This window comes from Streptomyces sp. ISL-36 (genome assembly GCF_018614205.1).
Classification (GTDB): Bacteria; Actinomycetota; Actinomycetes; order Streptomycetales; family Streptomycetaceae; genus Streptomyces.
Map to the genome: position 1 here is coordinate 70,308 of NZ_JAGGOS010000027.1, position 10,467 is coordinate 80,774.

Annotated in this window: 10 protein-coding genes; 7 read left to right on the top strand and 3 right to left on the bottom strand. The window is 71.4% G+C overall.

All coding sequences use genetic code 11. From position 1 onward, the window contains the following. The first annotated feature begins 120 nt into the window (after positions 1-120). From J7E93_RS07650 to J7E93_RS07660, 3 genes are all read left to right on the top strand, one after another. Positions 121-1,596 (top strand): NCS2 family permease, encoded by a 1,476-nt coding sequence (locus J7E93_RS07650; RefSeq protein WP_215066708.1) that lies wholly within the window; start codon positions 121-123, stop codon positions 1,594-1,596. Positions 1,597-1,637: 41 nt separating this feature from the next. Then, entirely contained in the window at positions 1,638-2,774 is a 1,137-nt protein-coding gene (locus tag J7E93_RS07655; RefSeq protein WP_215066711.1) for an XdhC/CoxI family protein, read from the top strand. A 98-nt stretch (positions 2,775-2,872) separates the two neighbouring features. After that, positions 2,873-4,135, top strand: a complete 1,263-nt coding sequence (locus J7E93_RS07660; protein ID WP_215066713.1) for a GNAT family N-acetyltransferase — start codon at positions 2,873-2,875, stop codon at positions 4,133-4,135. 270 nt (positions 4,136-4,405) lie between these two features. Here J7E93_RS07660 and J7E93_RS07665 read toward each other — a convergent pair whose 3' ends face one another. Further along, a complete protein-coding gene (locus J7E93_RS07665; RefSeq protein WP_215066715.1) occupies positions 4,406-5,011 on the bottom strand; it encodes a TetR/AcrR family transcriptional regulator in 606 nt (201 codons plus the stop codon). A 124-nt stretch (positions 5,012-5,135) separates the two neighbouring features. Between J7E93_RS07665 and J7E93_RS07670 the strand changes: the two genes are divergently transcribed. From J7E93_RS07670 to J7E93_RS07685, 4 genes are all read left to right on the top strand, one after another. After that, positions 5,136-6,281 (top strand): acyl-CoA dehydrogenase family protein, encoded by a 1,146-nt coding sequence (locus J7E93_RS07670; protein ID WP_215066717.1) that lies wholly within the window; start codon positions 5,136-5,138, stop codon positions 6,279-6,281. 34 nt (positions 6,282-6,315) lie between these two features. Continuing rightward, a complete protein-coding gene (locus J7E93_RS07675; protein ID WP_215066719.1) occupies positions 6,316-7,077 on the top strand; it encodes an SDR family NAD(P)-dependent oxidoreductase in 762 nt (253 codons plus the stop codon). Positions 7,078-7,225: 148 nt separating this feature from the next. Continuing rightward, positions 7,226-7,936 (top strand): TetR family transcriptional regulator, encoded by a 711-nt coding sequence (locus J7E93_RS07680; protein WP_251066191.1) that lies wholly within the window; start codon positions 7,226-7,228, stop codon positions 7,934-7,936. A 122-nt stretch (positions 7,937-8,058) separates the two neighbouring features. After that, a complete protein-coding gene (locus tag J7E93_RS07685; RefSeq protein WP_215066721.1) occupies positions 8,059-8,451 on the top strand; it encodes a zinc ribbon domain-containing protein in 393 nt (130 codons plus the stop codon). A gap of 142 nt (positions 8,452-8,593) precedes the next feature. On the opposite strand, the gene J7E93_RS07690 is transcribed toward J7E93_RS07685, so the two are convergent. Both J7E93_RS07690 and J7E93_RS07695 read right to left on the bottom strand, forming a co-directional pair. Next, positions 8,594-9,550: an electron transfer flavoprotein subunit alpha/FixB family protein gene (locus J7E93_RS07690; protein WP_215066723.1), complete on the bottom strand. Its 957-nt coding sequence runs from the start codon at positions 9,548-9,550 to the stop codon at positions 8,594-8,596. Positions 9,551-9,585: 35 nt separating this feature from the next. Then, entirely contained in the window at positions 9,586-10,371 is a 786-nt protein-coding gene (locus J7E93_RS07695; RefSeq protein WP_215066725.1) for an electron transfer flavoprotein subunit beta/FixA family protein, read from the bottom strand. Between the last annotated feature and the right edge of the window lie 96 nt (positions 10,372-10,467).

Consider the following 10,467-nt stretch of genomic DNA (forward strand, 5'->3'; position numbering starts at 1 on the left):
CCCAGTTCGTCTCGGGCCGTCCCCCGGGTCGTGCAGCCCACGCAGCATCCCAAATCCCGCAGCTTCTCTGACCCTCCAAGTCTTATGCGGGTGCCCCTTTGAACCTTGGGAGTAGGCCCCATGACCCAGTCGTCAGTGGAGCCCAAGACCGCATCGGAGGACGCGGGCTCCGGCTCGAACGTCCCCGCCGGCAGGTCTTGGCTCGACCGGTACTTTCACATCTCGGAGAGAGGATCCACCGTCGCGACGGAGATCCGCGGCGGCGTCACCACCTTCATGGCGATGGCGTACATTCTCCTGCTCAACCCCCTGATCCTCGGCGGTAAGGATGTGGCCGGCAACGTCCTCAGCCAGCCCGCCCTCATCACCGCGACCGCTCTCGCCGCCGCCGTGACCACCCTCCTGATGGGCTTCTGGGGCAAGGTCCCGCTCGCCCTGGCGGCCGGTCTCAGCGTCTCGGGTGTGCTCTCCTCGCAGGTCATCGCCGTCATGACCTGGCCGCAGGCGATGGCCATGTGTGTGGCCTACGGCGTGGTGATCTGTCTCCTGGTGGTCACCGGCCTCCGCGAGATGATCATGAACGCGATCCCGCTGGCGATCAAGCACGCGATCACCATCGGCATCGGCCTCTTCATCGCGATCATCGGCTTCGTCAAGGCCGGCTTCGTGCACGAGAACCCCTCGCCCGGCGGCGGCCCGGTCACCCTCGGCCCGGCCGGCGAGCTCCAGGGCTGGCCCGTCCTGATCTTCGCGGTCACCCTGCTGCTGATCTTCGCGCTGCAGGCCCGCCACATCCCCGGCGCCATCCTCATCGGCATCGTCGCGGGCACGGTCATCGCCATGATCGTCAACGCCGTCGGCGACGTCCCCGCCAAGGGTGCGGGCGCCTGGTTCTCCGGCGCGCCGGAGCTCAACGGCAGCGCCGTCTCCGCACCGGACTTCTCGCTCATCGGCGAAGTGTCGTTCAGCGGCTGGGGCGACGTCGGTTACATCACGATCACCATGATCGTCTTCACCCTGGTCCTGGCCGGCTTCTTCGACGCCATGGCCACCATCATCGGTGTCGGCTCCGAGGCGAACCTCGCCGACGACAAGGGCCGGATGCCGGGCCTCTCCAAGGCCCTGTTCATCGACGGCGCCGGCGGCGTCATCGGTGGCGTCGGCGGCGGCTCCGGCCAGACCGTCTTCGTCGAGTCCGCCACCGGCGTCGGCGAGGGTGCCCGTACGGGCCTGTCCTCCGTCGTCACCGGCGCCTTCTTCGCGGCCTGCCTCTTCTTCACCCCGGTCACCGCGATCGTCCCCGCCGAGGTCGCCTCCGCGGCCCTGGTCGTCATCGGCGCGATGATGATGCAGAACGCCAAGCACGTCGACTGGAGCGACCGTTCCGTCGCGATCCCGGTGTTCCTCACCGTGGTCCTGATGCCGTTCACGTACACCATCACCACGGGTGTCGCGGCCGGTGTCATCTCCTACGCCGTCATCAAGGTGGCGCAGGGCAAGGCACGCGAAGTGGGGGCCTTCATGTGGGGCCTCACCGCGATCTTCGTCGTGTACTTCGCGATCCATCCGATCGAGAGCTGGCTGGGCGTCGGCTGACGCCCGTACCGTCGCCCTCCACACATACCGAGGAGTTCGAGATGCTGGACATCGCCGAAGAGCTGAACCGGTGGGTCGAGCAGGGACGCGAGTTCGCCGTCGCCACCGTGGTGGCGGTCGGCGGCAGCGCGCCCCGGCAGCCCGGCGCCGCCCTCGCCGTCGACAGCGACGGCACGGCGATCGGATCGGTCTCCGGTGGATGTGTGGAGGGCGCGGTCTACGACCTGTGCCAACAGGCACTCGAAGACGGCGAGACCGTCGTCGAGCGCTTCGGATACAGCGACGAGGACGCCTTCGCCGTGGGTCTGACCTGCGGCGGTGTCATCGACATCCTCGTCACGCCGGTCCGCGGCGGGGTCTTCCCCGCCGCGCTGGCGGCCGCCGCCTCGGCGGAGGCGGCGGCCCTCGCCCGGATCGTCGACGGCCCCGCAGACCTGCGGGGCCGGGCGCTCCTGGTCCGCCCCGACGGATCGTACGAGGGCGGCCTCGGCGGCCACCCCGAGCTGGACCGCACCGCGGCTGGCGAGGCCCTCGCGATGCTGGACGCCGGCCGGACCGGCACCGTCGAGATCGGCGAGGACGGCAGCCGCTGCGGACAGCCGCTCACCCTCCTGGTCGAATCCTCCGTCCCCGCCCCCCGCATGATCGTCTTCGGCGCGATCGACTTCGCCTCCGCGCTGGTCAAGGTCGGCAAGTTCCTCGGCTACCACGTGACGGTCTGCGACGCCCGCCCGGTCTTCGCGACCCGTCCGCGCTTCCCCGACGCCGACGAGATCGTCGTCGAGTGGCCCCACCGCTATCTGGAGTCGACCGAGGTCGACGGCCGCACGGTCCTGTGCGTCCTGACCCACGACGCCAAGTTCGACGTCCCGCTCCTCGAAGCGGCCCTGAAGCTTCCCGTCGCCTACGTCGGCGCGATGGGCTCCCGCCGTACCCACGAGGACCGCAACAAGCGCCTGCGCGAGGTCGGCGTCACGGAACTCGAACTCTCCCGCCTGCGCTCCCCGATAGGCCTCGACCTCGGCGCCCGCACCCCGGAGGAGACGGCCCTGTCCATCGCCGCCGAGATCGTCGCCAACCGCCGCGGCGGCTCCGGCGCCTCCCTCACCGGCGCCCACACCCCGATCCACCACGACGGCCCGCGCGAACCCGATGGACGGATAGGTTCCGTCGCGTAGCCGAGGACGGTTGAGGCCGGTCGGACGGACGGTCGGACGGACGGACACCGGCCTTTCGGCGATCGTGGACCGCACGCCCGCCCGTTAGGGTCCGGAACATGGACATCCGTGACGTGGACATCCGTGACGTTGGCATCCGTGACGTGGCCATCCGTGACGTACCGGAAGCACATCTCGACCGTGCCCTCGACCTCGTGTACCTCGTCTTCCACCAGCGTCCCGACGAGGAGAAGCGCAAGCACCACCGCGAACTCCTGCTCCCCTGTGAACGGATCGGGGCGTACGACGGCGAGACGCTGGTCGGCTTCGTCGCCGCCCACCGCTTCGCCCTCTCCGTACCGGGCGGCGAACTGCCCTGTCCCGGCCTGACCTTCGTCTCCGTCGCCCCCACCCACCGGCGCCGCGGAGTACTCTCCGCCCTGCTCGCCGAGGTCTACCGCCGCTGCGCGGAGCGCGCCGTGCCGATCGCCGCGCTCTGGGCCTCCGAGGACGCCATCTACGGCCGGTTCGGCTTCGGGCCCGCCACCCAGGGCGCCACCGTCGAGATCGACTCCCGACGCCCCCTCGCCCTGCGCATCGACCCGGACGACCGCCCCCTGCGGCTGATCGACCCGGCCGACGCGCCCGCCGTCGTCGGTCCGTACCACGAGGCCACGCGCGCCCACCGGGCCGGCCGGATCGCGCGCGACGAGGAGCGCTGGAGCGGGGAGTGGCTGGTCGACGAGGACGAGGAGGACGACGAGCTCTCCCCGCCCCGGATCGTGGCCCTCGGCGAGCCGCTCGCCGGCTATGCCGTCTACCGCACCAGGAGCGGGAACGAGGAGACCGGCACCCCCGGCCTGGTACGCGTCGACGAGGTGGAGGCCGACACCCCAGCGGTCGCCGCCGCGCTCTGGCGCTACCTCGCCTCGATCGACCTCACCGGCACCGTCCGCGCCTGGGGCAGGCCGCTCGACGACCCGCTGCTCCTCTTCGCCGCGGACCGCGACCAGGTGAAGGTGACCGGGGTGTACCCCGCCCTGTGGCTGCGGCTGATCGACGTCCGCGCGGTGCTGACCGCGCGGAGCTGGGCCGCCCGGGCGGAGCTCGTCCTGGAGGTGCACGACAGCCGGATCCCGGCCAACTCCGGCCGTTTCCGCCTCACCGCGGATGCGGGCCGCGCACGGTACGAGCCCACCGCCGACCCGGCCGACCTCGCCCTCGACGTACGGGACCTCGGCGCCTGCTGTCTCGGCGGCACACGGGTCGTGGACCTGGTCGCCGCCGGCCTGGTGGAGGAGCACACCCCGGGCGCGGCCGAGGCGTTCGACGCGGCGCTGCGAACGGCCCGGCTCCCGCACACCGACGACGAGTTCTACTAGGTCGTCTCCGTAAAGTCTCGCCTGGCCCGCGATGCCCGGCACGCCCTCCCCCGTAGCCCTTACGGCACGGGAGGTGCCCCCACGCCGCGTTGCCGAAATGCCTTGCCCAAATGCTCAAGTAGCTCCGCTACGAGGGCATCCCGGCGCCTTGCGATCGCGCCCCCTGGGCCCTGTGGGCCTTGGGAGGCCCCATGCACCGGACGCCGCGCGCCCCGCCCTTCGGGCGGACGGCGATACTTTGCGGACGCCCCGATCTCCTCCCGAGGCGGCTCAGCCCCTGCGCAGGCCGTTCAGAAGGAGTTCGGCCAGCTGCTCGTACGCCTCCGCGTCCGCGAGTCCCGTCGCCGCCGCCACCTGGCGCTGCTGGATACGGACCATGACCGAGGCGATGACATCGGCCGCGAAGGTCACATGGACCTCGCGGAAGACGCCCGCGGTCACGCCCTCCTCGATCAACTGCTGCACCCGTCCCGCCGCCGCACGGGTGTTGCGTTCGTAGACCTCGGCGGCCGGTTCGAAGGCGGCCACGTCGTCGAAGAACCGGGGGGAGACGGGCGCCAGCTCCGCCGCGACCGCGCGCAGATACGCCGCCAGGCGTTCCGCCGGCTCCGACTCCGCCGCCAGGACCGCCTCGACCCGGGTGGTCGCGCGCCGGAAGAAGTGGACCACGGCCGCCCTGACGAGCTGCTCCTTGCTGCCGGCCAGTCCGTACAGGGTGCGCTTGGAGCAGCGCAGCCGGGCGGCGAGATCGTCCAGCGTCAGCTGGGCGAAGCCCTCGCCGACCAGGAGGGCCACCAGCTCCTCGAACAGGGCGGACCGGCGGGCCGCGCCGCGGCCCGTCAGCTTCGGAGCGTCAGCGGCTGAGGTCTCGATCACCCGAACAGTATGCCGGTCGACCCGTTCGGGGGGTTACGGGAGCCCCCTTCTGCGCTACTCTCAGCGGTACTGCCGTACCGCCTGCAGTACCGCTACAGCGGTGCTGAGTGTCACTGGAGTCGCCATGGATGTCGACCGCCTGCTTCCCACCCCCGAGGCGGCGGACCTCATCGCCCTCACCCGGGAGATCGCCGACAAGGAACTCTCTCCCCGCGTGAACGAGCACGAGGCCGCCGAGACGTACCCGGAAGGTCTGTTCACCACCCTCGGCGAGGCCGGGCTCCTCGGCCTCGCGTACCCCGAGGAGTTCGGCGGCGGAGGCCAGCCGTACGAGGTGTACCTGCAGGTCCTGGAGGAACTGGCGGCCCGCTGGGCAGCCGTCGCCGTCGCCACCAGCGTCCACACGCTCGCCTGCCACCCCCTGCACTCCTTCGGCACCCGGGAGCAGAAGGAACGCTGGCTGCCCGCGATGCTCGCCGGCGAGACCATCGGCGGCTACAGCCTCTCCGAGCCCCAGGCCGGCTCCGACGCCGCCGCGCTCTCGTGCAAGGCCGAGCGCACCGAGGACGGTTCGGCGTACCGGATCACCGGCAACAAGGCCTGGATCACCCACGGCGGCAAGGCCGGCTTCTACTCCCTGTTCGCCCGCACCGCCCCCGGCAGCCACGGCATCTCCTGCTTCCTCGCCCCCGGCGCCACGGACGGCCTCACCTTCGGCAAGCCGGAACGGAAGATGGGGCTCCAAGCCGTCCCGACCACCTCGGCCCACTGGGACGGCGCCCTCATCGACGCCGACCGGCTCCTCGGCGACGAGGGACAGGGCCTCCAGATCGCCTTCAGCGCGCTCGACTGCGGCCGCCTCGGCATCGCCGCCTGCGCCACGGGCCTTGCCCAGGCCGCCCTCGACACCGCCGTCGAGTACGCCAACGAGCGCACCACCTTCGGCCGGCGGATCGTCGACCACCAAGGGCTCGGCTTCCTCCTCGCCGACATGGCCGCCGCCGTCGACTCCGCCCGCGCCACCTACCTCGACGCGGCCCGCCGACGGGACCTCGGCCGCCCCTTCAGCCGCCAGGCCAGCGCCGCCAAACTCATCGCGACCGACGCCGCCATGAAGGTGACCACGGACGCGGTGCAGGTCCTCGGCGGGTACGGCTACACCCGTGACTTCCCCGTCGAGCGCTACATGCGCGAAGCGAAGATCATGCAGATCTTCGAGGGGACGAACCAGATCCAGCGGCTCGTCATCAGCCGCCAGCTCGCCCGCTGACCACCGCCCGACCTTCCTTCGCACGAGGAGTTCCATGGACATCGCCGGCTCCGCCGCGCTCGTCACCGGCGCCGCATCCGGCCTGGGTGCCGCCACCGCCGCCGCCCTCGCCGCCCGGGGCGCCACCGTCTACGGCCTGGACCTGGACAAGGCCGTCGCCGCGGCGGGCCCGCGGCCCGACGGCGTCACCCTGCTCGCGGCCGACGTCACCGAGGAAGGGCCGGTCCGCGAGGCCCTCGCCCGGATCGAGGCGGACGGCGCCGCGCTGCGCCTCGCCGTGAACTGCGCCGGGATCGCCCCCTCGGCCCGCATCCTGGGCCGCAAGGGCCCGCACGACCTCGACCTCTTCCGTACCGTCCTCAACGTCAACCTGCTCGGCACCTTCAACGTGATGCGCCTGGCCGCCGAGGCCATCGCCCGTCAGGAGCCGGACGAGAACGGCCAGCGCGGACTGGTGGTCAACACCGCCTCGATCGCGGCCTTCGAGGGCCAGGTCGGACAGATCGCCTACGCCGCCTCCAAGGCGGGCGTCGCCGGTATGACCGTCACCGCCGCCCGCGACCTCGCCCAGTTCGGCATCCGGGTCGTCACCATCGCCCCCGGCATCGTCGACACCCCGATGATGGCCGGATTCAGCGAGGAGATCCGGGCGGGCCTCGGCGCGAGCGTCACCTTCCCGCAGCGCCTGGCCCGCCCTGACGAGTACGCCCGGCTCGTCACGATGGTCACCGAGCACGACTATCTCAACGGCGAGACGATCCGGATGGACGGCGCCCTGCGGATGGCGGCGCGCTGACGTGGCCCATGGCTCCGCGCTGACCTGGCCCATGGCTCCGCGCTGACCTGGCTCCCGGGTCCGCGCTGACCGTGGCTCCCGTCCGCGCTGACCTGGCCCATGGCACCAAGTGCCGCCGTGCGAGGGGTCCGAGTGTTAGGTTCGGGGCATGAGCACCAACCCCGCAAAGCCCTCGATGCGTGACTCCCTCGTCGCGGCGGCCTTCGAGCTCTTCCTGGAGCGGGGGTACGAGCAGACCACCGTCGACGACATCGTCAGGACGGCGGGGGTCGGCCGGCGGTCCTTCTTCCGCTACTTCCCCTCCAAGGAGGACGTGGTCTTCCCCGACCACGAACAGTGCCTCGCCGACATGACCGAGTTCCTGGCGGCGAGCGGGGACGGCGACGACCCGATGGTCCGCGTCTGCGACGCGGCCCGGCTCGTCATGCGGATGTACGCCGAGAACCCCACCTTCTCCGTGCAGCGCTACCGCCTCACCCGCGAGGTAGCCGGCCTGCGCACGTACGAGCTCTCGGTCGTCTGGCGGTACGAGAAGACGCTCGGCGACTATCTGCGCACCCGCTTCGCCGACCGCCGCGATGGCACCCTGCGCGCCAACGTGGCCGCCGCCGCGGTCGTGGCCGCCCACAACCACGCGCTGCGGCACTGGCTGCGCTCGGGCGGCGAGGGCGACCCGCTGGCCGAGGTGGACCGGGCCCTGGAGTTCGTCCGCGAGACCTGGAGCCCGGAGGCGGGCCCCGGGGCCGGCGTCGGCGCCGCGGGCGAGGAGACCGAGGACGTCGTGGTGGTGATCACCAAGCGCTCCACCCCGATGTGGCGGGTGGTGCGCGAGGTGGAGTCGAGCCTCGGCGAGGGCTGAGGAGCGGCGTCAGGGTTCTCAGTATCTTCAATTGAGGGAACTGAGGTCTTTATTATATGGCACTCAGTGCCATATCTTTGCTCCATGCACGGTTGAGCCGCCGAGTGCAAGGAGAAGGCATCGTGTTCCACACGGGATCCACGGGACTGAGGAACGCAAGCGCCGTCCGGACCGAGGAATCGGCCGCCGGCGCCGAACTCTACTTCCAGCGCTGCCGCTGGTGCCACACCACGACGTTCCAGCGACTGCTCTGTCCGACCTGCGGGTCGACCGACCTCGCACCCGAGCGCAGCGAGGGCGAGGGCGTGATTTCCGTACGCCGCGGGGTCACCGCGGCCGACGCCGACCTGTGGCCGGTGCACATGACCGAGGGCTTCGTCGTACGGTGCCGGGTCGACGGGCCGCTGCACGCGGTACGCCCCGGCGTCCGGGTCAAGCTCGCCTCGGGCGGCGGGGCGCCGGGCCAGCCGGTCGTCCGGCTGTGCGAGGAGGTCCCGCTCGACGGCTGGATCTGACCCCGGACAGACGAGAACCGGCCCGGTGGCACAGAGTGCCACCGGGCCGGTTCTCGTCTGCTGATCGGCGACCGTTCGAAGGGCCCGCACCGACGGTGCGGGCCCACTCTTCCGGCGCACGGCAAGAGCTTGCGGGGAGTCCCTAGCGGGCGCCGATCTCGTCCGTCAGCTGCGGCAGTACGGCGAACAGGTCGCCGACCACGCCGTAGTCGACCAGGTCGAAGATCGGGGCCTCCGGGTCCTTGTTGACGGCCACGATCGTCTTCGAGGTCTGCATGCCGGCCCGGTGCTGGATCGCGCCGGAGATGCCCGCCGCGATATAGAGCTGCGGGGAGACCTGCTTGCCGGTCTGGCCGACCTGGTTGGAGTGGGGGTACCAGCCCGCGTCCACCGCGGCGCGCGAGGCGCCGACCGCCGCGCCGAGGGAGTCGGCGAGCGTCTCGACGACCCCGAAGCCCTCGGCCGCGCCGACACCACGTCCGCCGGAGACGACGATCGCGGACTCGGTCAGCTCGGGACGGCCGGTGGAGACGCGCGGGGTGCGCGAGACGACCTTCGCGGCGTTGCCGGTGAAGGCGACGGCCACGTTCTCGACCGTACCGGCGGCCGGGGCGGCCTCCGGGGCGGCGGAGTTGGGCTTGACCGTGATGACCGGGACGCCGTGCGAGACGGTCGACTTCACCTGGTACGAGGCGGCGAAGACGGACTGCGTCGCGACCGGGCCGCTGTCGCCGGCCTCCAGCTCCACGGCGTCGGTGATGAGGCCGGAGCCGAGACGCAGGGCGACGCGGGCGGCGACCTCCTTGCCCTCGCCGGAGGAGGTCACCAGGACGGCGGCGACGCCCTTGTCCTTCGCGATCTGGGTGAGCGCGTCGACCTTCGGCACGACGAGCTGCTCGGCGAACTCGGCGCCGTCCGCGACGTACACGGTGGCCGCGCCGTACTCGCCGGCGGTGGCGGCGATCGACGCCGCGGCCTCGCCGGCGCCGAGGACGACGGCCGAGGGCTCGCCGATGCGGCGGGCCAGCGTGAGGAGTTCGAGCGCCGGCTTGCGGACCGCACCGTCGGCGTGGTCCACGAGAACCAGGATCTCAGCCATGATTCATTGCTCCTGAAACGGTGAACGGTGAGCGGTCAGATGAACTTCTGCGAGGACAGGAACGCGGCCAGCTGCTTGCCGCCGTCGCCCTCGTCCGTGACGATCGTGCCCGCGGTACGGGCCGGGCGCGCGGTGACCTCGCCGACCTGGGTCCAGGACCCGGCCAGACCGACCTCGTCGGCGTCGATGCCGAGGTCGTCCAGGTCCAGCTCCTCGACCGGCTTCTTCTTGGCGGCCATGATCCCCTTGAAGGAGGGGTAACGCGCCTCGCCGGACTGGTCGGTGACCGAGACGACGGCCGGCAGCGGGGCCTCCAGAAGCTCGGTGGCGGCGTCGCCGTCCCGACGGCCCTTCACGAGGTCGTCCTCCACCGAGACCTCGGACAGCAGCGTCACCTGGGGCAGGTTCAGCCGCTCGGCGAGGAGCGCCGGCAGCACGCCCATGGTGCCGTCGGTCGACGCCATGCCGCAGATGACCAGGTCGAAACCGGTCTTCTCCAGCGCCTTGGCGACGATCGCGGAGGTGCCGATGACGTCGCTGCCGTGGATGTCCTCGTCGTTGACGTGGACGGCCTTGTCGGCGCCCATGGACAGCGCCTTGCGCAGGGCGTCCTTCGCGTCGTCCGGGCCGACGGTGACGACGGTGACCTCGGCGTCGTCGGACTCCTCGGAGATGCGCAGCGCCTGCTCGACGGCGTACTCGTCGAGCTCCGAGAGGAGGCCGTCGACCTCGTCACGGTCGACGGTCAGGTCGTCGGCGAAGCCGCGGTCGCCGGTCGCGTCGGGTACGTACTTCACACAGACTGCGATCCTCAGGGTCACGGCCTGGCTCCTTTCAAGTGACGGAAAGTCAAGTGACGGTCGGATGACGTCGATTACGGGAGGTTGCGGGCCATGACGATGCGCTGGACCTGGTTG

Coding starts and splice junctions, on each gene's coding strand:
- J7E93_RS07670 (WP_215066717.1), top strand. CDS start 5,136: ATGGATGTCGACCGCCTGCTTCCCACCCCCGAGGCGGCGGACCTCATC.
- J7E93_RS07655 (WP_215066711.1), top strand. CDS start 1,638: ATGCTGGACATCGCCGAAGAGCTGAACCGGTGGGTCGAGCAGGGACGC.
- J7E93_RS07680 (WP_251066191.1), top strand. CDS start 7,226: ATGAGCACCAACCCCGCAAAGCCCTCGATGCGTGACTCCCTCGTCGCG.
- J7E93_RS07675 (WP_215066719.1), top strand. CDS start 6,316: ATGGACATCGCCGGCTCCGCCGCGCTCGTCACCGGCGCCGCATCCGGC.
- J7E93_RS07690 (WP_215066723.1), bottom strand. CDS start 9,550: ATGGCTGAGATCCTGGTTCTCGTGGACCACGCCGACGGTGCGGTCCGC.
- J7E93_RS07660 (WP_215066713.1), top strand. CDS start 2,873: ATGGACATCCGTGACGTGGACATCCGTGACGTTGGCATCCGTGACGTG.
- J7E93_RS07650 (WP_215066708.1), top strand. CDS start 121: ATGACCCAGTCGTCAGTGGAGCCCAAGACCGCATCGGAGGACGCGGGC.